Genomic DNA, 24980 nt, shown 5'->3' with positions numbered 1-24980 from the left:
CATGAAACAATTGCTGAAACAGCGGGAACTCCTGCTCCTCGTCATCATCGCGCTTCTGGTGGGCCTGTTTGCAAGCCGCGCGCCGGGCTTTGCCAGCGTCGGCAATCTGGCGGGCATCTTCAACGACACGTCGATCCTGATCATCATCGCGCTTGGACAGATGGCGGTGATCCTGACCAAATCCATCGATCTATCGGTTGCTGCCAATCTCGCCTTTACCGGCATGGCCGTGGCAATGCTCAACGCCACCTATCCGGGCCTGCCTCTGGTGCTGCTGATCGTGCTTGCCATCGGCATCGGTGCGGTTTTGGGCGCGATCAACGGCATTCTCGTCTGGAAGCTCAATATTCCGGCAATTGTCGTCACGCTTGGCACACTCACCATCTATCGCGGCATGGCCTTTGTGCTGTCCGGCGGCGCATGGGTGAATGCGCATCAGATGACAGCGCCCTTCCTCAACACGCCACGCACGCCTTTTCTCGGCCTGCCGCTCCTCGGCTGGACGGCGATCCTGATCGTGGCGCTCGTCTATGTGTTGCTGACGCGGACATTCTTCGGTCGCGCCCTTTATGCTTCCGGCGGCAATCCGACCGCCGCCGTCTATACCGGCATCGATGTTGGTCGCACACGCTTCTTCGCCTTTGTGCTTTCGGGTGCGCTCGCCGGACTGTGCGGCTATCTCTGGGTGTCGCGCTATGCCGTCGCCTATGTGGATGTGGCCGCCGGTTTCGAACTCGACAGCGTTGCGGCCTGCGTCATCGGCGGCATCTCGACACTTGGCGGCATCGGCACAGTTGCCGGTGCCGTTCTGGGCGCGCTGTTTCTCGGCGTCATCAAGAACGCTTTGCCGGTCATCGACATATCGCCCTTCTGGCAGATGGCGATCTCCGGTTCCGTGATCATTCTGGCGGTGATTTTCAATGCGCGGCAGGAAAAGCGGCGTGGACGCATCATCCTGCGCGACAAGGCCGCGAAGACTTATGAGGAGGTTGCGGCATGAGCCAGACGGACATGAACGACCAGCGCCGTCATATTCCCGACCGCCTCGGAACACCCTTCTCGCGCATCTTTGCAAGCTGGGAAATGTTGCTGCTTGGCGTGGCAATTGCGATCTTCATCGCGAATTCTTTCGCCTCGCCCTATTTCCTCGATGCGTGGAACCTCTCCGACGCCACATTCAACTTCACCGAAAAGGCGCTGATCGCCTTTGCGATGACGCTTCTGATCATTTCCGGTGAAATCGACCTCTCGGTCGCCGCCATCATTGCGCTTTCCTCGACCGCGATGGGTGCGGCTGCGCAGGCTGGTGTCGGCACGCCGGGTCTGGTCTGCATCGGCATCGGCACCGGCCTTGTCTGCGGCGCAATCAATGGTGGGCTGGTGGCCGGGCTGAAACTGCCATCCATCGTCGTAACCATCGGCACGATGAGCCTTTTCCGCGGCATTTCCTATATCGTGCTCGGCGATCAGGCCTTTGGCGGCTATCCGGAGAGCTTTGCCTATTTCGGGCAAGGCTATGTGTTCTGGGTCTTCTCGTTCGAATTCGCGCTGTTCATTCTGTTCGCTGTGCTGTTTGGCGTTCTGCTGCATGCCACCAGCTTTGGACGCCGCATCTATGCCATCGGCAATAATGAGTTCGCGGCCCGCTTTTCCGGCATTCCGGTTGAAAAAACCAAATTCGTGCTTTTCCTGATGACCGGCGTGATGAGTGGCATCGCCGCCGTCTGCCTGACCTCGCGCCTCGGCTCCACGCGCCCATCCATCGCGCAAGGCTGGGAACTGGAAATCGTCACCATGGTCGTGCTGGGCGGCGTATCGATCCTCGGCGGATCGGGCACCATTGTCGGCGTGGTGATTGCGGCTTTCGTGATGGGCCTTGTGACCTTCGGGCTAGGCCTTCTCAACGTGCCGGGCATCGTCATGTCGATCTTTATCGGCCTCCTGCTCATCGTCACCATTTCGCTGCCGATCCTCATCCGGCAGCTCAAGGGGAGGCGCGCGACATGACGGCCGAACGCTATGCATTTCGCATGACGCTTAATCCGGGCATGGAAGCGGAATATCGCCGCCGCCATGACGAGATCTGGCCCGAACTGGTCGAACTTCTGCACACGGCTGGCGTGTCGGACTATGCGATCTATCTCGATGAAGAAACCAACATTTTGTTCGGCGTGCTGACGCGCAGCGCCGGACACGGCATGGCGGCCCTGCCCGACCATCCCGTCATGAAGAAATGGTGGGCGCATATGGCCGACATCATGGCGACGAACCCCGACAATTCACCGGTTTCTGTCGATCTCAAGCCAGTGTTTCACATGTCATGAAGCGCATAGCCATTCTCGATATCGGCAAGACCAATGCCAAAGTCGTCGTGATCGATGCGGCAGGCGGTGAGGAAATTGCCGCGCGCCGCATGCCGAACACCGTTCTGCGCGACGGTCCCTATCCGCATTATGATATCGAGGCGCTGTGGCGCTTCTTTCTGGCAAGCCTGGCGGAATTTGCGCAAGAGCCGGGCTTCGATGCCATTTCCATCACCACGCATGGCGCGTCAGCAGTCCTTGTCGCTAGAGACGGCACACTGGCCATGCCGGTTCTCGACTACGAACTCGAATATCCAGCCGAAATCCGCGCCGCCTATGCGGCCATAAAGCCGGATTTTCGCGATACATTTTCGCCGACCCTGTCGCTCGGCCTCAATCTCGGTGCGCAGCTTCACTATCTGAAAACGGTCTTTCCTGCCGATTTCGCGCGCGCGCATTTCATATTCACCTACCCGCAATATTGGGCATGGCGTCTGACCGGCATTGCCGCATCGGAAGTGACATCGCTTGGCTGCCACACGGATTTGTGGCTGCCGAAGCAATCGGCTTTTTCGGCGCTTGTCGACCTACTGAACATTCGCGAAAAATTCCCGCCGCTGCGCTCCGCCTTCGATGCGCTAGGGCCGCTACTGCCGGAGATCGCGACCAATATCGGACTGCCCTCGCCTGTTCCGGTGCATTGCGGCATTCACGATTCCAACGCATCGCTGCTCGCACATTTGATGGATCGCAAAGGCCCGTTTTCGGTGGTTTCGACGGGCACATGGGTGGTGAGCTTCGCCGTCGGCGGCAATCTCGACCAGCTGGACCCGAAACGCGATACGCTCGCCAATGTTGACGCCTATGGGCGGGCCGTGCCTTCGGCGCGCTATATGGGCGGGCGCGAATTCGATCTGATGACCGAAGGGCTGCAAAAGCCCTCGCCTGCTGAATACGACAGGCTTGCCGTACAGGTTCTGCATCGCAGGATTATGGCTCAGCCTTCAGCTGTTCCGGGCTGCGGCCCTTTCCCTGACACGCATCTGCGCTGGCGCAATGCGGATCAGGCAAGCGATGCCGAACGCTATGCAGCTGCGTGCATCTATGCCGCGCTGATGACGGAAAGCTGTCTTGGCCTATTGGGCGCCAAGGGACCAATTGTGGTCGAAGGTCCATTTTCTGAAAATGCTATTTATCTGAAAGCATTGGCGAATTTCTCCGGGCGCGAGGTTGAGGCCATTGCCGGATCAACCGGTACGGCCACTGGTGCTGGGCTTCTGGCCGGTGCTGCGCCCCAGGAAAAGCACGGCAGAACCTATCATCCCGACGATGATGCTTCCGGCAACACCTATGCCGCCTATCGCGCACAGTGGCTGGAAGTTGTCGCGCCGCAACCAGCGCACTGATCGTCAGCGCCCTCTCCCAACAAGTTGTCACGTGATTGTGACATCGCTGGCGCAAGCCGGCGGTCCAATTCGCTTGCCATGTTCAAGACATTTGTCATAAGCTGCAAATAATAAGGTAGCTTATAAATAAGTGGGCATACAAGTGGCGGACACCCGCGTTCTCGGTTTTCTGTTGCATGATGTTGCCCGCCTTCTTCGCAAACGTTTTGAACAGCGCGCCCGCGGAACTGGCCTGACACGGGCCCAGTGGCAAACGCTGGCATTCCTCTCGAAGAATGACGGGATCATGCAACGCAGTCTGGCTGATCTGCTGGACGTGGAGGCTATAACCCTTACGCGCATTCTCGACCGGCTCGTCGAACAGGGATTTGTCGAAAGACGGCCCCATCCGACCGATCGGCGTGCGCATTTGATTTACATATGCGAGGCGGCGATGCCGCTTCTGGAAGATATGCGCGAACTCGGCGGCCAGACGCGGGCCGAGGCGCTTGAAGGTGTTTCGCAGGCGGAACAGGAACAGCTGATCCAGACCCTCCTGTCGATGAAAGACAATCTCTCCCGGGCTTGCCGGTCTCCCGCAAGTCCTGAAATCGTCAACGAAGATACAGATCATGACTGATACGTCCAATATCGTAAAACATCCCGCCGCTATCGAACGGGATGAGCCTGAAGCACGTCAGGAAACCCACGCCGAAAGCACCGGTCCGGCCGCGCAGCCGCAAAGCTCCATCGACGCGACCCTGAAGCCGAGCGCGAGCGACATCGCCGCACGTCGCCGGTTGAAGCGCCGCCGCATGATGTTTTCGCTTCTGCCGCTGGCGCTTGTTGTCGGCGGCTATTTCTACGTCACTGGCGGGCGCTATGTTTCGACAGATAATGCCTATGTACAGGCCGATATGGTGGGCATCTCGACCGATGTTTCGGGACTTGTTGCCGGCATTGATGTGCATGAAAACGAGCTGGTCAAAGCCGGTCAGGTGCTGTTTCGCCTGAAGCCGGATTCCTTTGCCATTGCGCTTGAAGGTGCGCAGGCCGAACTCGGCCAGGTGCGCAACCAGATATTGGGTCTTCAGGCCAGCTATCAGCAGTCGCTTGCCGAAATCACGCAGGCCGAAGCCGATCTGCCTTTCTATCAGGCCACATTCAAGCGGCAGCAGGATCTCGTGGCGACCAGCGCGTCATCGCGCGCGACATTCGATCAGGCAAAGCACGATCTCGATGCTGCCCAGCAGAAGGTTGCCGTGGCCAAGGCGCAGGCCCAGTCGGCGCTGGCTCAGCTTGGCGGCAATGCTGACCAGCCTGTGGAACAGAACCCGCTTTACCTGCAAGCCAAGGCCAAGGTGGATGAGGCCCAGCGCCAGCTCAATGACGCCACCATTCGCGCGCCGTTTGACGGCATCGTCACCAATGTGAACAGCCTGCAGGTCGGCTCCTATCTGCAAGCCGCGCAACAGGCATTCTCGCTGGTTTCATCCGATCATCTCTGGATCACCGCCAATCCGAAGGAAACCGAACTGACGGGGATCGAACCCGGCCAGCCCGTAACGATTTCGGTCGATACCTATCCCGATGCGCGCTGGGAAGGCAAAGTCGCCAGCATCAGCCCGGCTTCGGGCTCCAGCTTCTCGCTGCTGCCAGCCCAGAATACGTCTGGCAACTGGGTCAAGGTCGTGCAGCGCATCCCCATGCGTGTCAGCATCGACAATAAGAGCGGCCAGCCGCCGCTGCGTGTCGGCATGAGCGTCAATGTTGAAGTCGATACCGGCCACCCGCGCGGTCTGCCGAGCTTCATTACCAATCTTTTCGGCGGTGGAAACCATGTCTAACGTCGCCATTTCCGGCGCGTCTATCGTCGCACATCGCGGCGCGATCACCGCTTGCGTCATTCTCGCGGTCATCATGCAGGCGCTGGATACGACGATTGCCAATGTCGCCCTGCCCTATATTCAGGGCAGCGTTTCGGCAAGCGCCGACCAGATCAACTGGGTGCTGACCTCCTATATCGTGGCGGCCGCGATCATGACGCCGCCGTCAGGCTTTCTTGCCGCCAAATTCGGCCGCAAGCGGGTGCTGCTGGCGGCCATTGCGGGCTTCGTTGTGGCCTCCGTCCTTTGCGGTCTTGCACAATCCCTGCCGCAGATTGTCGGCTTCCGTCTTTTGCAGGGCCTGTTTGGCGCTTCGCTGGTGCCGCTGTCGCAAGGTATTCTGCTCGATATCTACACGCTGGAAGAACGTGGCTCCGCCATGGCGCTTTTCGGCGTTTCAGTGATGGTTGGGCCGGTTCTCGGACCCGTCATCGGCGGTTGGCTCACCGATAATATGAGCTGGCGCTGGGTTTTCTATATCAATGTTCCGATTGGTGCGCTGGCTTTTGCCGGGATCATGGTCTTCGTGTCCGAAACCAAGATAGATCGAATGGCGCGTCTCGACTGGACCGGCTTCGGTCTCCTCAGTCTCGCCATTGCTTCGCTGCAATTGTTTCTCGATCGCGGCGAGCAGATGGACTGGTTTTCATCGAGCGAAATCATCATCGAGTCGCTGGTTTGTGCGGCAGCGCTTTACCTGCTTGTTGTGCACACATTCACCGCGGAGAATTCTTTCGTCAAACCGCAGCTGTTTCTGGACCGCAATTTCGCGGTGAGTATGCTCTTCATCTTCATTATCGGGGTGACCTATCTGGCGTCGCTGGCATTGATGACGCCTTATCTCCAGACACTGATGGGCTATCCGGTTACCACCGCCGGTATCGTGATGGGTCCGCGCGGCATGGGAACCATGGCCTGCATGTTTCTGGTCGGCAAGCTGATTGGCCGTGTCGATTCACGCTATCTGCTTTTGACCGGTCTCGGACTGACCGCCTGGGCCATGTATGAAATGACCGGCTGGACGCCCAATATTTCGCAATGGACTATCGTGCGGGTTGGCTTCATTCAGGGCGCGGGTCTCGGCTTCCTGTTCGTGCCGCTGACCACGATTGCCTTTTCCACCCTCCCCGCCCATCTGCGCGGTGATGGCACCGGCTTGTACAATCTCTCGCGCAATATCGGATCCAGCGTCGGCATTTCGGTGGTTTCAGCGCTTCTGACAGAAAATGTTCAGGCCAACCACGCGGATATCAGCGCCTATGTCACGCCGTTCAATCATAATTTCGACAGCGCGATTGTTTCGCAATATCTCAACCCGACCACGGCTGCCGGTCGCGCGCTGCTTGATAATATCATCACGCAGCAGGCGACGGTCATCTCGTATATCGATGATTTCAAGCTACTGATGCTGATGTCGCTCATGGCGATGCCGCTCGTTCTTTTGCTCCGCAAGCCGAAGATCGCGCAGGAAGTCGATCACACCATCGCCATGGAATAGAGCAAAGCCTACACCTTGGTAAACTCGATATAGAAATCGTGGACGCCGGAGGCCAGAAACTGCACGGCAATACAGGTCAGGAGAAAGCCCATGATCTTTGTGATCGCCTGCATGCCGTGTTCGCCAAGCATTTTCTCGATGAAAGTCGCCGACGATAGGGCTGCATAAGCAATGCCGACCGTCAACAGAATGGCGACTATAACAATGATATGGCCGATGATCGTATGTTCTGCCGGTATCTGTGACCCGAAGCTCATCACCACGGCAATCGATCCCGGTCCTGCAAGACTGGGCATGGCAAGCGGCGAGAAGGAATAATCGATCTCGGCCTTCTTGATCTCAGAAGGCTCGACATTGACTTCCGAAGACGTGTCTTCACCAGAAAAGATCATTCTCAGCGCCAGGATCATAATGATGATACCGCCTGCCACCCGTATGCCGGGCAGCGAGATATTGAACAGCGCGATAATCCCCTGCCCCAGCAGCAGAAAAGCCGTCAGAATGGAGAATGCGTAGATACAGGCCTTTATGGCTTGCTTTTGCTTGTTCTCCTTGCTCATCCGCTTGGTCAAAGCCATGTAGAGCGGAATGGTGGTGAGCGGGTTCATGATCGGCAGAAGGCCGATGAAGACGATAGAAACATATTTGATGAAATCGATAACCAGACTCACAGCCTTGGTGCTCCAGCCTTGAAATTGAAGTGAACTTATTCCTCACAACGGGTCTGCTGCATATATACAACGCGTTTTGCTGTAAATACACGGATAGATAACTTTCTTTTGTCTCGCTAACGCTCGATGAGCGTTTGTTGAGTTACTGAGACTTACATTGGGTTAACCATAAATCTGACCAGAAAAGTCCAGTGTTGTGTGCGAAAGCCAAGTTCGTGCATTTGATCTAATTGGCGCGGCGTTGTGCATTCAGCGCGGCCATCATCATCGGCTTGATCGAGAAACCACTTTCTGCAGCCTTTTCCGTCAATATACGCAGATATCCGCCTGCTGAACGAATTTGATCGTAACGCTGGAGAATATAGGCAATTGCGATGGCCGTATTATAGTTTCCTAGCGTCTTTTTGGCCAAATCATAGAGCTTGGCGTCAATCCCGATGAAACTGCGTACAGTCTCGGCAGCATTAACCAGTCCATGCCATTGCCGGATAGGGCTCGATGAATAGGCTTCAATCTCCGGGCAGGCCCGCAAAACCATTTCGAGCGATACGGTCGGTTCTGCCTGCGTTTTGTCGATAATCGTCTCGCGCTGGTCGATTTGCGAAACGCTGTCCTTTTCAAAATAGGAATCTGGATTCGATTCAATTTGCTGCCGCTCATTTTGAGACTCATTGCCGCTCAGAATTTCGGTATTTTGGTGAATATTCAACAGCTTATCGATTTCAGCCGACAGTGTCTCCATTGCAGTGACCAACAGAGCAAGTTCATCACGCTCTGCACGGCGTGGAATCGCATCGACTATGGCCCGAAAGCGCTGATTGATGGCTGACCAGTCACCGGACAGTTCCTCGACCATGGCAAATTCAATCAGCTTGGCGATATCACGACGCAGCAAGGTCAAGCGTTCACGCTGCTCGCGCAATGCAGCCTTCTCGGCTTTCACCTGTTCGGCAGATGCTTCAAGTTCATCTGCGCGCAACAGCAAGGGAGCCAGCGAAAACCCAAAGGCAATCTGCAACTCACCGCCTTTGGCGCGACGTGCATAACGTTTGCCGTTCGGGCTATCCTGACGGGTGATGAAACCGGCATCGACCAGCGCGCCAAGATGACGACGCAAGGTTGCGTCTGCCATGCCGTGGGCACGCAGCGCCAACTGCTTGTTGGACGGGAAGACGATCAGGCCTTCATTGGCCTTGAGTTGATTGTCCGGATGAAAGGACAGCAATGCTGACAGGACTGCCAGCGAGCGATCATTCAGACCATAGATCGTCTTTGCTTCACACAACCAACGATGCAGTTGCCACTTATCGACCGTCAGGTCCTGTGGCATTTGCCAGGCATTGCGTTGCGCTGCCAACAAGGCAGCCGTCATCGGTCGACTACCAAACGGCGTCGAAGCCAAATGCATCTCCATTTTCTTTCACCTTCCACAAGGCAAAAGAAATCCACCCGCCTAAATGACGCTAATTACACTTGACAGTGATTCGTGGATTTGCGATTCTCTAGCTGCTAAACCAATGAGAAGGGCTTCCACGCGGCGACGTTTGGGGGCCTTTTTCTTTTGCTATCTCGTTCCTTTTTCCTTGGAGCGAACCGCAATCATCGAGATCGCTGAAACGGCTCCTCTCTTTTTGTCACACATTTTCCAATGCAAAGCCGTTTCAGACTTTGCTGAAAATGCTTTCAATCACGCGATACAGATACGCAGATAATCGTACTCAGATACTGGACCGGGCTGCGGAAACCGCTTTCCAATCCGAATGCTTGTTACTTCTCGTCATTCTGGAATGACGCATAAAGCGTATCCAGATTGCGAGAGAGCCATTCAGCAAAACGTGGTCCATTGGCTGCGCCGAGAGCCAGCGTTGCCGATTTGCCGTTCTGCTTGATTGTGGCGCTGACGGACTTGTCCGAAGCGGTCCATGTCGAACCTGGGCGTAACGCTGCCTTGGTGACGGACTTCTTCTGACGCGCGCCCTTCAGATACCCATAGAGCTGTTCGAAGCGTTCACTGGACGAGGCTGCGTTGAAGGCATCCGTTGCCATCAGTTCCTCGGCAGCATCTTTCTTACCGGGAATCTCGACAAGCTTACGCAATTCAAGCCAGCGATCACGACCGATACCTTTGGCCGGACCGATAGCCAGAAGAATGGCTTCCGGTATGGCCTTGGGAATGGTCAGCATCTTCGAAAGGGTTTGATAATCGATGGTCAGAGCGGCCTGAATAGCCTCACGCTCAAAACCAAGCGCTTCCAGACGCGCTGCAAACAGAACACGCTCGATGAAGCTGAGATTGGCGCGCGCCGAGTTTTCCTGACCCTGGCTCAGAATGTGTTCCAGATCGGCAAGTGGCTTGATAACGGCTTTGACCTTCAGGCCCAGTTCACGGGCCACGCGGGCACGACGATGGCCAAAGACGATCATATAGCGACCGCTAGCCTCAGGGTGCGGTCGCACAAGAATAGGACTGTCCTGCCCGCGATCACGAATGGCTTCGAGAAGCTCCTGATACTCTAGATCGTCGGCTTCAGGCAGGCGGTCGGCTACGAAAGACGCATCGAGACTGTTCGGATCAAGTTCAACGACGGTTTCGCCATCCAGTCTTTGCGAAGCCTGCTTGGCGAGTTCATCGATCGAAGCGGAAAGCGACTTGGCAGCGCCGAACCGACGCGACGTGGCATCGACCGGCTGGGAAGGCTGTTCCGCTGCCGGTTCGTTCCGCATCACGCTGTCAAAAATGTTCTTCCGTGCCATTCTCTATTCCTCAAACCGGTCATAGACCTGATTTTATTGCGTATTTACCGTTTTAGACGGCAGTCTAACGTCCCCATGCTTCGTGGATAAGGCCGCGGATCTCCGAATTGACTGCTTCCATGGCTTCCATCGCGCGATCATAAGTGCCGCGATTCATGGAAGAGCGTTCGACTTCATAAAGTGTTTGTTTGGTAAGGCCGGCATCCGAAATGGCCGTTGATTTCAGCATCTGATGCTTGAGCATATGGGAGGCAAGCATGCTCTGCATGAAGCCAACCATCTGCGCCTGTGGCACGTCGGTCGGCTCATAACGGGTAATCAGATAGCGAAACCAGTCGAGCTGTACTGCACCGCCAGCTTGGCGAACGGTTTTCAGAATATCGCCCAGCATCAGCAGGAACTGCGACATCGACATGAGGTCGAGCATCTGCGGATGAACGGTGATCAGCACTGACGTGGCTGCGGACAGCGCCGTCAGCGTCAGATAGCCAAGCTGGGGAGGGCAGTCGATGACGACGACATCGTAGGAATCGTCAACTTCGGCCAGGACCGACGCGATGCGATTCCAGAACATCTTGCCCTCGCCGCCATTCTGCATGGCCAAAGGCGTATCGTACTCATATTCCTGAAGCTCCAGCATAGCTGGAATAATGTCGAGACCGGGGAAGTTTGTCCGACGAATGACTTCGCGGATAGGCTTCTTTTCGGAATCGTAACGAATGGCTTCATAGAGCGACGGGAATTCATCCAGCTCGGGCTGAATGCCATGCAAAGCCGACAGTGAAGCCTGCGGATCAAGGTCGATGGCAAGCACGCGATGACCGGTCAAGGCGAGATGCTGCGCAAGATGCGCTGCTGTCGTGGTCTTGCCCGACCCGCCCTTGAAGTTCACAACACCGATGACCTGAAGTTTTTCATGGGCCCGGCGGTGCGGAACATAACGCTTCACGTCAGCGCGGCCGTTCTGATCGAGCCACAAACGCAGTTCATGCAGCTGGTCCACGCTATAGGCGCGGCGTCCACCTGTCAGAATGGTCGGCTCGACGCCTTTGCCTTCGAGATGTAGTTTCTTCAGATTGCTGGGGGAGACGCCAAGAAAGTATGCAGCTTCAGCCATGGAAAACTGGCGCAGGTTTTTCCGCGCATCCGGAGGGAAGTTTTCATGGCGCAGCAGATTGAGCTTGCGAGAGATTTCTCTCCCCTGCGTCAATATCATGTCGTCAAACGACAATGCTGCTGTTGAATTTGCGATATTCATTTACTTGGGATCCCTAGTGACGGCATCGGAACTAATACCGCCTAAATACCGTCATTATGTCCGATTCTTCTTGTATCGCAAGTGCTGCCCGGATTAACAAAGGGTTAGCAGGCAATTAAAAATTACAAAGAATTTTATCTTTCCGAATCGAATTCTTTTATCGAATTGTTTTTAAAAGCTTTTATCGAAATTAGACCGCAGTCTACCATCTCATGCAGCATGCTGACGATCATAGGTGGAGTCATTTATTGTCATCGTCCACGCTTTTAGGCGGTGGTTGAGCCGCCCGAATCGTCAATCGCGCTTCCAGCGACCTGATTAACAGAAATGGACAGATTCCAGAGGCTGGAAGACTGGGGCGCTGGTGCTGACGTGAAATGACCCGCACCGGTCCCGGCAAGGGTTCCGGCCAAATCACTTCGGGCGAAGGGAGCTGGATTTGTGTCGGAAAACCTGCTCAACTGTTGTAGTGCACGATCTACGCCTTAGCTGGGGGTTGTGTACGGATTGGCAAGGAACGATGTTTTTTGTGCTTTTATGGGTTGATGCTGTAGATTTTTTAACTTCTTCACGGTACCATCTGAGGCATCGTTACAGAGATTCCTTTTATGAGCTTCCGCCTCGCCTGAACGATAAAATCTCCTCTGAAAGATTGGTTTGAGCACAGTCGCGCTAGGAAAACCTAACGTCGAATTAGCTTTCATTAGCCGAAAAATGTCGTTTAATCTCAGGCTGTTGAATTTTACCATTCCGCACTCGAAACGACCCGCTTTTCAGCCGATTTGACGCCCTACGAATGCGGCTTCGTGTTCTCTGATTTAGCTTAGACCTAGAGGCGAATCTGCCCTGCCGCGCGTGGTGAAAATGGATCGCATGCGGTTGCAGTGATCAACAAATGCGAAACCGTTATACGGACGTCATCTAGCTTGCTTATGGAGGCCTGATACTCTTAGGAAGGGGTTTCTATCATGCGTAAGCTTTTGCTCACTCTTGCATCCGCAACATTTCTTAGCGGCGCTGCCCATGCTGCCGATATCTATCCGCTCGACCGGGCGACCATCCTCGTCGGCTCTCCGTTCGATTTCAAAGTGGAACTCGACAAGGTCGTGAAGCCGGAAGAGGTCAAGGTGACCGTCAACGGTCAGGATTATGAAGCCTTGTTCGGTTCCAAGGCCGAATTCGTCGCAGAAGAGAAGGGGAGCGAGGACAAGGTTCTGGGTTCGGCCCTCATCCTGCGCGATCTGAAGCTCGCAGAGCCGGGCGCTTACAAGGTTGAAGTTTCGGCAGGGGACGAGACGAAGACGGTCACCTGGGATGTTTATCCGACTGCAACTGAAGCGAAAGCCAAGAACATTATCTTCCTCGTCGCGGATGGTCTTTCGGTCGCGCACCGCACCGGAGCGCGCATCATGTCCAAGGGCATGACTGAGGGCAAGGCCAATGGTCGTCTCAATATGGATGACGTCCCGCCGGTGGCCTTTATCGGCACATCGTCGACCCATTCCATCGCAACCGACAGCGCTAACACCATGTCGGCTTACATGACGGGCCACAAATCACGCGTGAATGCGCTTGGCGTTTATGCCGACCGCACTCCGGCGAGCCAGGACGACCCGAAGGTCGAAACCATTGCCGAAGCGCTGCGTCGCCAGACGAAGAAGTCTATCGGCATCGTTTCCACGGCGGAAGTGGAAGACGCAACGCCTGCTGCACTGGTTTCGCATACGCGCAAGCGTTCCGACAAGGCGGACATTGTCGGCATGTTCTACGAGGTCAAGCCCGATGTGCTTCTGGGCGGCGGCTCGGCCTATTTCCTGAGCAAGGAAGTTCCGGGCTCCAAGCGCAAGGACGACAAGGATTATATCCAGCTGTTCCGTGACGCGGGCTATGCTGTCGTCACCGACAAGAACGAGCTTGCCGCTTCCGGTCAGTCCAACCAGCAGAACCTGCTCGGCCTGTTCCACACTGGCAATATGGATGTGACGCTGGATCGCGAGTTTCTGAAGAAGGGAACCGTCGACAAGTTCCCGAACCAGCCGGGTCTGGTCGACATGACCAAGGCCGCGCTCGACAAGCTATCCAAGAACCCGGAAGGCTTCTTCCTGATGGTTGAAGGCGCGTCGATTGACAAGATGAGCCACCCGCTCGACTGGGAGCGCGCGCTGGTCGACACGATCGAGTTCGACAAGGCCGTTGGCGTTGCGCAGGAATTCGCCAAGAACAACCCGGATACGCTGATCGTTGTGACCGGCGACCACACCCATGGCGTGGCGATTATCGGTACGGTCGATGACGACAAGCCGGGCGATGAAATGCGCGCCAAGGTTGGCACCTACGATGCAGCTGGCTTCCCGAACTATGAAGACAAGGACGGCGACGGCTATCCGGATCGCGTGGACGTTTCGCGCCGCCTGTTCATGGCTGCCAATAACGGTCCGGACCATTATGAAACCTTCCGCCCGAAGCTTGATGATCCGTTCGTTCCGGCCATCAAGAACGAAAAGGGTGAATATGTTGCCAATGAGGCCTATAAGAATGTGCCGGGCGCAGTGTTTGTGCAGGGCAACATCCCGAAGGACGAGGATACCGGCGTTCATGCGGTAGACGATATCGTTCTTCAGGCGACTGGTCCGGGCTCCGAAGGGCTGCGCGGCTATATGGAACAGAGCGACGTGTATCGCGCCCTTGCCGATGCCTTTGCTCTCGGCAAGCCGAAGTCCGAGTAAGCACGGTCTATCCTGAAACAGGGCAGGCGGCTTGCGCCGCTTGCCCGCAATTGATGGAGCGTCCGATGTCCAACCGGAACGATTTCAGCCGCCGACAGGTGATGCTTGGCGCACTTGCCATGCCGCTGGTGGCAGGTCTCCCGCAAGCGCGGGCTGCCGAGCAACTCGGCTTCAACAATCTCTATAAGAGCTTCGGCGTGCTGGGCCTTGAGTTTTCCGATCAGGTCAAGCAGTCGGCTGGCAAGCAAGTTGCCATCAGCGGCTTTATGGCGCCGCCCTTGAAGGCCGAAGCCAATTTCTTCGTGCTGACCGAAATACCAATGTCGATCTGCCCGTTCTGCTCGTCGGATTCCGACTGGCCAGACAATATCGTTGTGGTTTATCTCGCGGCGAAGCAGACTTTTGTGCAGTTCAACGCGCCGATCCTCACGCGGGGCACACTTGAATATGGTTCGTGGACTGATCCTGAAACGGGATTTGTTAGCCAGCTACGCATGCGCGATGCTTCATTCACAACGGTCTGACATGCTGACTGAACAACGGTCCGGCCTGTCGCTGGACATTTCTGCGCTGGAAGTCCGCTTTCCCGGCCTTCCAGAGCCTGCGCTCGCCATTGAGACGTTTCATCTGCCGCAAGGCGAACATCTGGCCGTCGCCGGTGCGTCGGGGTCCGGGAAAAGCACACTGATCAATGCGATCACCGGCCTTGAAGGTGTTCGAACGGGACATGTCTCCTGGAATGGCGAGGCCTTCAGCAGCCTGTCGGCTTTTCAGCGCGATGCGTTTCGAGCCCGCAATATCGGGCTGGTCATGCAGGATTTCCATCTCTTCCCGGGCCTTTCGGCCATTGCCAATGTTCTGCTACCTGCAAAACTGAGCCGGGCGGTGAAGCCGGTGCGGCGCGAGCGGGCGCTCGAACTTCTCACAACAGTGGGAATTGCAAGACCCGACCAGCATATCGAAACGCTGTCCCGCGGCGAGATGCAGCGGGTGGCTATCGCGCGTGCGCTTTTCCCCGCGCCGCGGGTCATCATTGCCGACGAGCCGACCGCCAGCCTCGATCAGAAAACCGGCGGGGAGATTGCCGAACTCCTGGTGCAGCTTGCCGGTGCGCAGGGGGCGACGCTGATTGCCGTCACGCATGATCCGCAATTGATGAAGCGACTGCGGCGGCAGATTTTTCTGGAAGGCGGACGCATAACGAAAGACACCACAGGACACGGCGCGACATGATCACATTCATTCTTGCCGATCTTCGCCGGTTCTGGAGCGGAGCCGTTGCGGTGATTATCCTGCTGGCGCTGTCCGTGGCCTTGAGCACGGTGGTGACATTACAGGAGCGGGCCGTGCGTCTTGGCACCGCGCGCGCATCGGAGAAATTCGATCTTGTGGTGGGTGCAGCCGGAAGCGACACGCAGCTGACCTTGTCCTCGGTGTTTCTACAGCCGTCGCCTTTGCCGCTGATGTCGGGTGCGATGCTTGGCAAGCTTACCGCCGACCCGCGCGTGGCCTTCGCCGCGCCGATTGGCTTTGGCGATAGCGCGATGGGCTTTCCCATCGTCGGGACAACGACCCAGCTGATCGCGGCCTTGTCGCCCGAACTGGCGGAAGGCAAAGTTTTTGCCCGGTTGGGCGAGGCGGTTATCGGATCAGCGGTGGATCTGCCGATAGGCAGCCGGGTCAATCCGATGCATGGCACCGTTGAAACCGGCGGTCATGCGCATACGGAGCTGAGCTATCATGTCAGCGGCAAGATGGCCCCGACGGGAACCGCGTGGGATCGCTCGATCCTTGTGCCCATTCGTGCGGTCTGGCAATTGCATGGCATGAAGGGTCATGACCACGATGACGCGGATGCGGATGCCCATGAGGAAGCGCCAAAGGCGCAAGGCTCGCTCGCGGTGATTGGACCGATCGATACACACGATCACAATGCCCGGATCGATGTCGATGCGCCGCTTGATGAGCATTTCGATGCCAGCAGCCCCGGAATTCCGGCGGTTCTGGTCAAGCCGAACACCATCGCCGATGCCTATCGGCTGCGGCAGGAATATCGCTCTGAAACGACATTGTCGATTTTCCCGGCGGAAGTGCTGACGCGGCTCTATTCCACGCTGGGCGATGCCCGCAAACTTTTGCTCGGTATCGCTGTCGGCACGCAGGTGATTGTCGTCTTCGCTTTGCTGCTGGTTGCCGTCATGCATATTGGCGCGCGCAAGCGCCAGATTGGTGCTTTGCGGGCCTTTGGTGCACCGGTCAGTGCGGTGATGACGATTGTCTGGGGTGAGCTGTTCTTCCTGCTGGTGCTTGGCATCCTGCTCGGCCTCGCCATTGGCTACGCAGCCGCCCATGTCATCACGGCATGGCTGACGGCGACAACGGCAGTGAGAATGCCCGTCGAGTTTTCGACGGATGATCTTTACGGCGCTGGCGGATTTATCCTTGTCGCGGCCATTGTGTCTCTGGTGCCAGCACTGCTCACATTGCGTATGAGCCCGGCGACGGCGCTGCGTTCCTAACGTTTGACTAAAAGAAAAGCCCCCATCCGGATCACCCGGATGGGGGCTTTTTTCGTTAGCGCTCGTGGATGATCTTACGAGCGGGGAGGCAGGATCGGCAGAGGCTCTGCACGTCCAACAATGAACGCGTAGGAGAATGCGCCGACGACAGCCATGATGGCGGCCATCAGGAAGGACGGCGTATAGCTGCCGTTGAACTGATCCAGCAGGAAGCCGAACAGGAACGGGCTGATGATGCCTGCAATGTTCGAAGCAAAGTTCTGGATGCCGCCAATCGATGCCACATGGCGCGAGCTTGGTGCAACGTCGGCTGGCAGGGACCAGATTGCGGTCGCTGCGATGGCAAGGCTGCTATAGGAAATCGCCAAGAAGAACAAAGCTGCATAGAGCGATTCAACCAGCGCTGCCGGAAGGATAGCTGCGCCGCCCAGCATGCCGCCGACCATGACGATCTTACGCACGGTGGTGACATTCGCGCCGCCGCGAATGGCGCGGTCGGCCAGAAGGCCGGCGATCCATGCGGTGACGACAGCGGCGATGCCCGGCAGCATACCATAAAGGCCGAGTTCTGCGAGGTTCAGGCCGCGTGCGGTCTTCAGATAGGTCGGGAACCAGGTCAGGAAGAAGTAGATGACGAAGTTCAGGCAGAAGAAGCCGAGCATCATGCCCCAGACGGTGCGGTAGCGGAACAGGTCTGCCCAACGGATCTTCTGTGCTTCTTCGCTGTCATTGTCGTCGGTGCGGGCGCCATTCTGGATGATGTACTGACGTTCCAGATCGTTGGCGCGCGGATGTTCCGACGGATCGCGATAGGTGACGTACCAGAAGAATGCCCAGACGAGGCCGACAGCACCCAGAATGACGAAGGAATAGTGCCAGGTCGCGAAAGCGATGATCGAGGTCACGATCGGCAGCGCCAGAACCGTGCCGACGCGCGAACCGGAATCGATCACTGCCGTTGCAAAGGCGCGTTCGCTTCTCGGGAACCAGCGCGAAGCCGCCTTGGTTGCTGCCGGATAGGCGGGTGCTTCACCAGCGCCGAGGAAGAAACGGACGGTGAAGAAAGACCAGAAGCTGTTGGCGAGCGGGGTGACGGCGGTGAATATCGACCACCAGATGGCGGCGAGCGAGAAGCTCTTGCGCGCACCCAGCTTGTCGGTGATCCAGCCCGCAAACAGCATCATGCCGTCATAGGCCCAGAAAAACGCGCCAAGGATGAGACCCTTCTGCGTGTTCGTCAGGTTCAGGCCCAGTTCGGAATCGATGAAGGGCAGTGCAACGCTCATATTGGCGCGATCGAGATAGTTGATCGCGATGCCGATAAAACACATGAAAAGTATGAAATACCGGAAGCGGCTGGCGCCGAAAGGCGCCTTGTTTGAAGTGTTCATTCCCAATGTCCTCCCGGGATATGTCTTCGCGGTTCGAATGGTAATCAGAGCGGCTGCATTGCTGTAACCGCTCTGACGGGTTGTTTATGCGTATGTGACCTGCAAGGTCAGGCGGGCAGGGCCACGCCGTATTTTTCTGCCATTTCACCGAATGACTGCCATGTTACTGGGTCGATGGTGACACCGGTCTGTTCGCGCTCTTCGGCAACGCGCCATTCGCGGTCGCCCGGAGCCATAACGGTGCAGCCTTCGCGCGCTGGTGAGTTGCGCAATGTTTCGAGATAACGGGTCATGCCTGCGTCGAAGACATCGCGCTCGATAAAGGCTTCCGGCTTGATCGCCAGAACGAAAGCGCCCATGCCGCGCGGCGTCGCAAAATCCGGGCCGCCCATCGGGGCGATATCGAAGCTGAGCTTCATGCCGGTCAGAACGGCACTGAGAATTTCCGCAACACCGGCAAGCGCTGCGCCCTTGAAGCCGAACTCGCCGCCCAGCGGCGCAAGCATTTCGACCGCTTCTGCGTCGCGCGTGTCCACACCGTTGAGATCGGAGGCAACGCCCTGCGGCAGCTCGACGCCGAGGCTGCGATAGAGCATGACGCGGTTATAGGGGATCGAGCTTGTGGCCATATCGAGTAGCCATGGATTTTCGTCGGTGGTCGGCACGCCGACCGAAATCGGATTGGTGCCGTGAAACCGCATTGCGCCATCATGAAGGCGCACGAAACTGTCGGAATTGCAGACGGCCACGCCGATCCGGCCCTGCCGCGCGGCTTCCAGTGCATAGGCACCGGCGGCGGCAAAATGCGAGCTGTTGCGAATGGCGACCGCGCCGATGCCGAACTGATCGGACAGGGCGACGGCACGATCCATGGCGGTATAAGCCGCCAGAGCGCCATGGGCATCGTCAGCATCGAGCGTTTCGATAGCGCCGAAGCTGCGGACGGCCTTGAGGTTGGGTGTCTTGTTGACGCGACCGCCAACGAGAGCCGTCACATAATGCGCGAGAAGTCGAACGCCGTGGCTGTCTACGCCGTAGCGGGTGCCGTGCATCATGGCGCGCGTTGCCGCATCGGCGGTCGCGGCATCTGCTCCACATGCTGAAAAAACCTCACGGCAGAACCGTTCTAGCGATGCGAGCGAGAACGTGGCCTGGTCAACTGCCTGTTGCACTATGAAACTCCTCCAGCCATAATGTATTGTGCATGCACTATACGAATTAATGGGGAGACGCAATCCGGGATGTATTAGCGGGCAGCGCTGGTAGGGAGGATTGGAAGAATTGGGGCCTTTTAGAGCATCCCTTCACCGTTCACGTAGATGAACCATCAATCCATAAACCATACTGGACTCAATGGGTTGCATATGAGCTTATCCGTCCCGACATAGGCGGGAGCATGCCTGTGGGTATCTGGGGGATATCGCGGGGCTGGCCGGACAAAATAACAAAAAGCCGGACGCATTCAGGGGAGGAAATCGACATTATGCGGAACATCGCACCCAAACTTTATCAGCGCGCACGTGACAGTCTGGCGGCTGATATTGCCAATGGCGCCATCCCGGCGACCAGGCGACTGACGGAAAGCTGGGTCGCGGAACTGTTCGGCATCAGCCGGGCACCAGCGCGCCAAGCCTTGGCGGAACTGGAACAGCGCGGTCTCATTCGCAAGGCGGATGGGCGCGGCTATGCGATTGCCGAGGAAGCGGCGAGAAACGGGCCTGGCCGTTCAAACGGTGACCCCCTCGTCAGGCAGAGCAAGGACAGCCGCATGCAATTCATGCCCAGCTGGCAGCTCATCTATACCGAAATCGAAAGCGAGATTTTCGCCCGCACATCGCTGGACGGTTGGCGCGTCAACGAGCTGGCCTTGGCAAAGCACTATGGTGTCAGCCGCACGGTGGCGCATGACGTCATGGCCCGGTTGCAGCAGCGCGGCGTTATCCAGAAGGATGCGCGTGGCCGCTGGTTGGCACCGGCGCTGACTGACAAGCACATCCACGACCTGTTCGAGTTGCGATGGGTGCTAGAGCCGCTCGCGCTTGAAAAGGCTCTGCCGCGTTTGCCCGAGGGACTTCTGGAAAGGGTCCGCCGGAATCTGGATGAAGCGGTCGCCTCTCCATTGGTCGCGGGCGAAACGCTGGATCGGCTGGAACAGGAACTGCATGTCGAGCTGCTTGGCCATTGCGACAGCGCCTCCCTGCTGGAGGCGGTGCGTCTGCCGCAGACCCTGCTCGTCGCGCACCATTTCCTGTATCAGTGGACGTCAGGACTTTTCGCGTCAGAACCATTTCTGCCGGAGCATGTTGAAATCGTCTCGTGTCTTCAGACCAACAATCTGGCCGGGGCACAGCGCGCGCTCGTGCATCATCTGCAAATCTCGCACGAACGCGCTATGCTGCGCATCAATACGCTGGCCAGCACAATCCGGCCGCGTGAACTGCCTTATCTCGAACGGCAGTCAGGGTGCTGATTTAGCCCTGAACCAGCGCCAGCGCCCGCACTGGCGATCCCGTACCAGCGACGAACTTCAACGGTGCGGCGATCAGGATCGCGCCTTTTGCCGGAAGCTGGTCGAGATTGCTCAGGCTTGCGAGGCCGTAGCGATTGGCTTCGTGCAGCAGATGATGGGCCGGGAAGGGCGGGGTCATGCCGCCTGCCGAACCGGCATCGGTGCCGATGGTTTCCTGACCCCAGCCGATGATCCCCTTGGACAGGAGGTAGCGGATCGCTTCCGCCGTTGGTCCGGGCGAATGCGGACCATTCTCGTCGGCATTCAGGAATGTTTCGGTCGAGCCATTGCGCTTGTACCAGTCGGTGCGCAGGATCACCCACGAGCCAGCTTCAATCTCGCCGTGCTCAGCTTCCCATTGCTGGATGCTTTCCATCGTGAGGAGATAATCCGGGTTGGCGGCTGCTTCCGAAGAGCGGTCGATCACATTGACCGGCGCAACGAAATTCTGCGGCGGGATGGTGTCGGTCGTGTTGTTGGAATGATCCTTGCCCGTGACCCAATGGCTCGGCGCGTCGAAATGGGTTCCCGTATGTTCACCCAGCTCGATCCAGTTCCAGGCCCAGAACGGACCGTCCTGATTATATTTGCTGATCTCGTGGATCTTCACATTCGGGGTGTTCTTGCCGAATTGCGGCGGAAGATAAAGCACCGGCGTGTCGGGTCCGAGCGGCGCGGTAATATCCACGACCTTGATCGATTGTGACACCAATGCGGATGCGAGACCGGTGAGAACGGATGTCTCTTTCATAGTTTCCCTCGTCTTTACCGCGCTCGACCCAGTGTGGGCGGAACTGCGGATTTGTGTAATGGCTTCTGTGAGCCTTGAGAGGAAAGCTATGCAATATCATATGACTTTGCAAGTAATTAAGCGGTCCGAAACGACTTTCCGTACAGGCTTATCGAGCCTGTAATCTCGCTTACTCGGACATTTTCTTGAATGCAGAAATCGCGGCTAGAACGAGAAATATATGCATTTAGAAATAAAATGCCGCTTGTGCTGCATTTCGTGCGGATGAAGGACAGTTTCCCTGTCCTCAATCGGCTGTCAGGTCAATTATTTAAGGCTTGAAATATTTTTCGGCAAACGCGAATCTTAAAGCACGGTGTGGCTCGATTCCTGAGCCTGACCAGCGTGCGGTTGAACAAAGGAAATTGGCGTGTCGGTGGATTTCGAGATCATAGTCAGCGAGGATCATGAAAGCGAAAAGCCGGAATTGCGCCTCTGGCTGCGCATGTTGTCCACGACCAAGCTGATCTCGCAGGAAATCAGGCGGCGTCTGCGCAACGAATTCGGCGCAACACTCCCACAATTCGATTTGCTGGCGCAGCTTTATCGCGAACCGGAGGGTTTGCGGCTGGGGGAATTGTCACGCCGCACGATGGTGACCAATGGCAATGTCACCGGGCTGGTGGAGCGACTGGAGACCGAAGGTCTGGTCAAGCGCGAAACGCCGGGTGCTGATCGCCGCGTCACGGTTGCCCGTCTCACGGATCAGGGTATTTCGGTTTTCAGCCAGATGGCCAGCGCCCATGAAGGCTGGTTGCGGGAAATGATGGCCGACGTCGATCACGATGTCATCCAGATCTTGCTGGCCGATCTCGATCCGCTGAAGAAGTCGGTGCGAAACCATCTTTCCGGAGCGGAAGACGAGTAAGCCGCCTTCCGCCTGCCGGTTTGTTACTTCGCCTGATCGCCTGTTGCGAACATTGTTGCAAACAGGGGGCCGCCCTTGATCGAGGGAAAGCCGTAGCCATTGACCAGAACAAGGTCAATGTCGTCGGAATGGCGCGCGATGCCTTCTTCAAGCAGCGCTTTTCCTTCATTCGCCATGGCGGCGAGCAGGCGTTTCATGATCGCTTCATCGCTGAAACGGCAAGGGACAATGGCGTTGCGTGCGCGGTAATCGTCGATCAGCGCGTGAACGTCCGGGTCGCTGGCGCGAACACCGTCCGCATAGCGATACCAGCCGAGACCGGCCTTGCGCCCGAAACGACCGGCTTCGCATAATTTGTCGGCAACATCGAAATAGGGCAGGTTGGGATCGCGGCTTGCCGCTGCTCTCTTGCGCCGCGCCCAGGCAATTTCCAGCCCGGCCATGTCGTAAACAGCGAAGAGTCCCATCGGAAAGCCATAGGCTTCCATGGCGCGGTCGATATCTTCGGGATAAGCGCCTTCGGCCAATATTTTCTCGGCCTCTGTACGATAGGCTGAAAACATCCGGTTGCCGATAAAGCCTTCGCAGACGCCGGTAACGATGGGCAGCTTCTTGATCTTGCGGGCGAAGGCGATGCCGGTTGCCAGCGTCTCGTCGGAGGTCTCCGCGCAGCGCACCACTTCCAGAAGCCGCATGATATTGGCTGGCGAGAAGAAATGCAGACCCAGCACCCGGTCGGCGCGGCTTGTCACGGCAGCCAGTTCATCCGAATTGAGATAGCTTGTATTGGTCGCGAGAATGGTTGTGGCAGGCAGCAACGCATCAAGCTCGCGGAACAGCGACGCCTTCACAGTGAAATCATCGAACACGGCCTCGATGACGAGATCGGCATCCGCCAGTGCAGCCATATTGGCACTGACAGTGAGCTTTGCACGTTGCGCGTCTGCGGCTTCGGTGGAAAGCCTGCCCGTATCGACGGCCTTCTGGATCATGTCGCTGATCCGCGCATGGCCCTTGGCGGCTGCTTCCGCAGTCGTTTCATAGCCGATGACCTTATAGCCAGCAGCAAGACAGGCGACGGCGATGCCCGACCCCATCAGGCCGGTCCCGGCAATGCCGATGGTGGAAAGCGCCCGAGGCTTCGCCTCAATACCTTCCACTTTTCCAGCGGCGCGTTCGGCGAAAAACAGATGCCGCAAGGCGGCCGCTTCCGCGCTGTCGCGCAGGCGAATGAAGGTTGTCCGTTCTTCGGCCAGACCTTCGGCAATCGCGGTTGTTGTCGAGAGTTGGACCAGCCGCGCCGCTTCACCGGGAGCGGTCGCGCCGCGCGCCTTTTTCAGGATTTTGGCCTTGGCCTGTTCAAAGGCGCTAGCATCGGGCGCGGTAATGGGCAGATCGCCGGTCCGGCGGAACGGCTTGCCGACCAGCGCATTGGCGAGCGCGATAGCGTCGGCCACGAGATCGCCGACCGATATCTGGTCGATGAGGCCCAATTGCAGCGCTTCATCCGGGGCAATCTGGCGTCCGGTGGCGATCATTTCGAGTGCTGCGAGCGGCCCGATTAGTCGGGGCAGGCGCTGCGTGCCGCCAGCGCCGGGCACGATCCCAAGCTTGACTTCCGGCAAGGCGAAGGAGGCGCTGGTCGATGCGACACGGGCATGCGCCGCAAGCGCAACTTCAAGCCCGCCGCCCAAAGCGGGGCCGTTGATCGCGGCCACCACCGGTTTGTCGGCGCTTTCGATGATCGTGATAACATCCGGCAATGTCGGTTCGACCGGCGGTTTGCCGAATTCGCGAATGTCCGCCCCGCCGATGAAGATCTTGCCTGCGCCGCTCAGCACGGTCGCGCGGATCGCTGCTTCGGCAGAAGCATGGCGAATGGCTGCGGCAAAGCCTTTGCGCACATCAGCGGATGTGGCGTTGACCGGCGGGTTGTTGACCGTGACGACAAGAATGCCGTCAACAACCGTGCCTGTCACAGCGGGGGAGAATTCGCCTCTATCGGCCATGGTTGCCTCAGTCCGGTATAACGGCAAAAGCCTGTATTTCGATCTTGGCCCGGTCTTCGACCAGCGCGACAACCTGCACTGCCGCCATTGCGGGGAAGTGCTTGCCGATCACATCGCGATAGGCGCGGCCGATGCCTTTCAGATTGGCGGTATATTCAACCTTGTCGGTGAAATACCAGGTCATGGAGGCGATATGTTCCGGCCTGCCGCCAGCTTCCGCCAGAATGGCGACAATGTTCTTCAATGTCTGCTCGGTCTGCTCGACGAAATCGTCGGTCTCGAACTGTTGCTGTTCGTTCCAGCCGATCTGGCCGCCGATATAGACGGTGCGCCCGCGGGCTTCAACGCCGTTGGCATATCCGATGGGGCGGGCCCAGCCTTGCGGCTGAAGGGTCTTATGCATGTTGTATCTC

At 57.4% G+C, this 24980-nt stretch carries 22 protein-coding genes; 13 read left to right on the top strand and 9 right to left on the bottom strand.

What is annotated here, in order from left to right; translation table 11 throughout:
- The first annotated feature begins 1 nt into the window (after nucleotide 1).
- The 7 genes from FHW00_RS09530 to FHW00_RS09500 all read left to right on the top strand — a co-directional run bounded on the left by FHW00_RS09530 (nucleotide 2) and on the right by FHW00_RS09500 (nucleotide 7072).
- On the top strand, nucleotides 2–1000 hold the full coding sequence (locus tag FHW00_RS09530) for an ABC transporter permease (RefSeq protein ID WP_078338170.1): 999 nt from the start codon (nucleotides 2–4) through the stop codon (nucleotides 998–1000).
- On the top strand, nucleotides 997–2007 hold the full coding sequence (locus FHW00_RS09525) for an ABC transporter permease (RefSeq protein ID WP_078338171.1): 1011 nt from the start codon (nucleotides 997–999) through the stop codon (nucleotides 2005–2007). The genes FHW00_RS09530 and FHW00_RS09525 overlap by 4 nt, the downstream gene beginning before the upstream one ends.
- A complete protein-coding gene (gene rhaM, locus FHW00_RS09520; RefSeq protein ID WP_078338172.1) occupies nucleotides 2004–2324 on the top strand; it encodes an L-rhamnose mutarotase in 321 nt (106 codons plus the stop codon). Before FHW00_RS09525 ends, rhaM begins: the two co-directional genes overlap by 4 nt.
- Nucleotides 2321–3709, top strand: a complete 1389-nt coding sequence (locus FHW00_RS09515; protein ID WP_078338173.1) for an FGGY-family carbohydrate kinase — start codon at nucleotides 2321–2323, stop codon at nucleotides 3707–3709. Before rhaM ends, FHW00_RS09515 begins: the two co-directional genes overlap by 4 nt.
- A gap of 142 nt (nucleotides 3710–3851) precedes the next feature.
- Entirely contained in the window at nucleotides 3852–4328 is a 477-nt protein-coding gene (locus tag FHW00_RS09510; protein WP_078338174.1) for a MarR family winged helix-turn-helix transcriptional regulator, read from the top strand.
- The gene (locus tag FHW00_RS09505; RefSeq protein WP_078338175.1) at nucleotides 4321–5535 is read left to right on the top strand and encodes an HlyD family secretion protein; all 1215 of its coding nucleotides are present in this window, start codon (nucleotides 4321–4323) and stop codon (nucleotides 5533–5535) included. Before FHW00_RS09510 ends, FHW00_RS09505 begins: the two co-directional genes overlap by 8 nt.
- Nucleotides 5528–7072, top strand: coding sequence for a DHA2 family efflux MFS transporter permease subunit (locus tag FHW00_RS09500; RefSeq protein ID WP_078338176.1), 1545 nt, complete (start codon nucleotides 5528–5530; stop codon nucleotides 7070–7072). The genes FHW00_RS09505 and FHW00_RS09500 overlap by 8 nt, the downstream gene beginning before the upstream one ends.
- Nucleotides 7073–7080: 8 nt before the next feature.
- Here the strand turns inward: FHW00_RS09500 and FHW00_RS09495 are convergent, their stop codons facing one another.
- The 4 genes from FHW00_RS09495 to repA form a co-directional block, all read right to left on the bottom strand.
- Nucleotides 7081–7743, bottom strand: a complete 663-nt coding sequence (locus FHW00_RS09495; protein ID WP_078338177.1) for a MarC family NAAT transporter — start codon at nucleotides 7741–7743, stop codon at nucleotides 7081–7083.
- Between the two features lie 226 nt (nucleotides 7744–7969).
- Nucleotides 7970–9157 (bottom strand): plasmid replication protein RepC, encoded by a 1188-nt coding sequence (gene repC, locus FHW00_RS09490; protein ID WP_078338178.1) that lies wholly within the window; start codon nucleotides 9155–9157, stop codon nucleotides 7970–7972.
- Between the two features lie 353 nt (nucleotides 9158–9510).
- Entirely contained in the window at nucleotides 9511–10497 is a 987-nt protein-coding gene (gene repB, locus FHW00_RS09485; protein WP_078338179.1) for a plasmid partitioning protein RepB, read from the bottom strand.
- Nucleotides 10498–10561: 64 nt separating this feature from the next.
- The gene (gene repA / locus FHW00_RS09480; protein ID WP_078338180.1) at nucleotides 10562–11755 is read right to left on the bottom strand and encodes a plasmid partitioning protein RepA; all 1194 of its coding nucleotides are present in this window, start codon (nucleotides 11753–11755) and stop codon (nucleotides 10562–10564) included.
- Nucleotides 11756–12723: 968 nt separating this feature from the next.
- On the opposite strand from repA, the gene FHW00_RS09475 reads away from it, so the two are divergent.
- From FHW00_RS09475 to FHW00_RS09460, 4 genes are all read left to right on the top strand, one after another.
- Entirely contained in the window at nucleotides 12724–14481 is a 1758-nt protein-coding gene (locus FHW00_RS09475) for an alkaline phosphatase (RefSeq protein WP_078338181.1), read from the top strand.
- Between the two features lie 65 nt (nucleotides 14482–14546).
- Nucleotides 14547–15005, top strand: a complete 459-nt coding sequence (locus FHW00_RS09470; protein ID WP_113534368.1) for a hypothetical protein — start codon at nucleotides 14547–14549, stop codon at nucleotides 15003–15005.
- A gap of 1 nt (nucleotide 15006) precedes the next feature.
- Complete coding sequence (locus FHW00_RS09465) at nucleotides 15007–15714, top strand: ABC transporter ATP-binding protein (RefSeq protein WP_113534326.1); 708 nt, start codon at nucleotides 15007–15009, stop codon at nucleotides 15712–15714.
- Entirely contained in the window at nucleotides 15711–17000 is a 1290-nt protein-coding gene (locus FHW00_RS09460; RefSeq protein ID WP_078338184.1) for an FtsX-like permease family protein, read from the top strand. The genes FHW00_RS09465 and FHW00_RS09460 overlap by 4 nt, the downstream gene beginning before the upstream one ends.
- A 74-nt stretch (nucleotides 17001–17074) precedes the next feature.
- Here the strand turns inward: FHW00_RS09460 and FHW00_RS09455 are convergent, their stop codons facing one another.
- On the bottom strand, nucleotides 17075–18391 hold the full coding sequence (locus tag FHW00_RS09455; protein ID WP_078338185.1) for an MFS transporter: 1317 nt from the start codon (nucleotides 18389–18391) through the stop codon (nucleotides 17075–17077).
- A 107-nt stretch (nucleotides 18392–18498) separates the two neighbouring features.
- The gene (locus FHW00_RS09450; RefSeq protein ID WP_078338186.1) at nucleotides 18499–19563 is read right to left on the bottom strand and encodes an Ldh family oxidoreductase; all 1065 of its coding nucleotides are present in this window, start codon (nucleotides 19561–19563) and stop codon (nucleotides 18499–18501) included.
- 311 nt (nucleotides 19564–19874) lie between these two features.
- Here FHW00_RS09450 and FHW00_RS09445 point away from each other — a divergent pair, with 311 nt between their 5' ends.
- On the top strand, nucleotides 19875–20861 hold the full coding sequence (locus tag FHW00_RS09445; protein ID WP_078338187.1) for a GntR family transcriptional regulator: 987 nt from the start codon (nucleotides 19875–19877) through the stop codon (nucleotides 20859–20861).
- Nucleotide 20862: 1 nt separating this feature from the next.
- Here FHW00_RS09445 and FHW00_RS09440 read toward each other — a convergent pair whose 3' ends face one another.
- The gene (locus FHW00_RS09440) at nucleotides 20863–21651 is read right to left on the bottom strand and encodes a cyclase family protein (protein ID WP_078338188.1); all 789 of its coding nucleotides are present in this window, start codon (nucleotides 21649–21651) and stop codon (nucleotides 20863–20865) included.
- A gap of 415 nt (nucleotides 21652–22066) precedes the next feature.
- Here FHW00_RS09440 and FHW00_RS09435 point away from each other — a divergent pair, with 415 nt between their 5' ends.
- Entirely contained in the window at nucleotides 22067–22558 is a 492-nt protein-coding gene (locus FHW00_RS09435) for a MarR family winged helix-turn-helix transcriptional regulator (protein ID WP_280993573.1), read from the top strand.
- 23 nt (nucleotides 22559–22581) lie between these two features.
- On the opposite strand, the gene FHW00_RS09430 is transcribed toward FHW00_RS09435, so the two are convergent.
- Together FHW00_RS09430 and FHW00_RS09425 are read right to left on the bottom strand one after the other, a co-directional pair.
- A complete protein-coding gene (locus FHW00_RS09430) occupies nucleotides 22582–24567 on the bottom strand; it encodes a 3-hydroxyacyl-CoA dehydrogenase NAD-binding domain-containing protein (RefSeq protein ID WP_078338189.1) in 1986 nt (661 codons plus the stop codon).
- A 7-nt stretch (nucleotides 24568–24574) separates the two neighbouring features.
- Nucleotides 24575–24970 carry a RidA family protein gene (locus tag FHW00_RS09425; protein ID WP_078338190.1) on the bottom strand — a complete coding sequence of 132 codons (396 nt, stop codon included), beginning with the start codon at nucleotides 24968–24970 and terminating at the stop codon, nucleotides 24575–24577.
- Nucleotides 24971–24980 lie beyond the last annotated feature (10 nt).

The organism is Ochrobactrum sp. P6BSIII (assembly GCF_014138065.1).
In the GTDB taxonomy this organism is placed as follows: domain Bacteria; phylum Pseudomonadota; class Alphaproteobacteria; order Rhizobiales; family Rhizobiaceae; genus Brucella.
Note: the sequence above shows the minus strand (reverse complement) of the source record. Positions and strands in the feature narration are given on the sequence as shown.

What these genes read in the sequence shown, in the direction of transcription:
- FHW00_RS09475 (WP_078338181.1), top strand. Translation starts at nt 12,724, where the DNA reads ATGCGTAAGCTTTTGCTCACTCTTGCATCCGCAACATTTCTTAGCGGC.
- FHW00_RS09515 (WP_078338173.1), top strand. Translation starts at nt 2,321, where the DNA reads ATGAAGCGCATAGCCATTCTCGATATCGGCAAGACCAATGCCAAAGTC.
- FHW00_RS09425 (WP_078338190.1), bottom strand. Translation starts at nt 24,970, where the DNA reads ATGCATAAGACCCTTCAGCCGCAAGGCTGGGCCCGCCCCATCGGATAT.
- FHW00_RS09470 (WP_113534368.1), top strand. Translation starts at nt 14,547, where the DNA reads ATGTCCAACCGGAACGATTTCAGCCGCCGACAGGTGATGCTTGGCGCA.
- FHW00_RS09460 (WP_078338184.1), top strand. Translation starts at nt 15,711, where the DNA reads ATGATCACATTCATTCTTGCCGATCTTCGCCGGTTCTGGAGCGGAGCC.
- FHW00_RS09530 (WP_078338170.1), top strand. Translation starts at nt 2, where the DNA reads ATGAAACAATTGCTGAAACAGCGGGAACTCCTGCTCCTCGTCATCATC.
- FHW00_RS09500 (WP_078338176.1), top strand. Translation starts at nt 5,528, where the DNA reads ATGTCTAACGTCGCCATTTCCGGCGCGTCTATCGTCGCACATCGCGGC.
- repB (WP_078338179.1), bottom strand. Translation starts at nt 10,497, where the DNA reads ATGGCACGGAAGAACATTTTTGACAGCGTGATGCGGAACGAACCGGCA.
- FHW00_RS09455 (WP_078338185.1), bottom strand. Translation starts at nt 18,391, where the DNA reads ATGAACACTTCAAACAAGGCGCCTTTCGGCGCCAGCCGCTTCCGGTAT.
- repA (WP_078338180.1), bottom strand. Translation starts at nt 11,755, where the DNA reads ATGAATATCGCAAATTCAACAGCAGCATTGTCGTTTGACGACATGATA.
- FHW00_RS09505 (WP_078338175.1), top strand. Translation starts at nt 4,321, where the DNA reads ATGACTGATACGTCCAATATCGTAAAACATCCCGCCGCTATCGAACGG.
- FHW00_RS09430 (WP_078338189.1), bottom strand. Translation starts at nt 24,567, where the DNA reads ATGGCCGATAGAGGCGAATTCTCCCCCGCTGTGACAGGCACGGTTGTT.
- FHW00_RS09465 (WP_113534326.1), top strand. Translation starts at nt 15,007, where the DNA reads ATGCTGACTGAACAACGGTCCGGCCTGTCGCTGGACATTTCTGCGCTG.
- repC (WP_078338178.1), bottom strand. Translation starts at nt 9,157, where the DNA reads ATGGAGATGCATTTGGCTTCGACGCCGTTTGGTAGTCGACCGATGACG.
- FHW00_RS09525 (WP_078338171.1), top strand. Translation starts at nt 997, where the DNA reads ATGAGCCAGACGGACATGAACGACCAGCGCCGTCATATTCCCGACCGC.
- rhaM (WP_078338172.1), top strand. Translation starts at nt 2,004, where the DNA reads ATGACGGCCGAACGCTATGCATTTCGCATGACGCTTAATCCGGGCATG.
- FHW00_RS09440 (WP_078338188.1), bottom strand. Translation starts at nt 21,651, where the DNA reads ATGAAAGAGACATCCGTTCTCACCGGTCTCGCATCCGCATTGGTGTCA.
- FHW00_RS09445 (WP_078338187.1), top strand. Translation starts at nt 19,875, where the DNA reads ATGCGGAACATCGCACCCAAACTTTATCAGCGCGCACGTGACAGTCTG.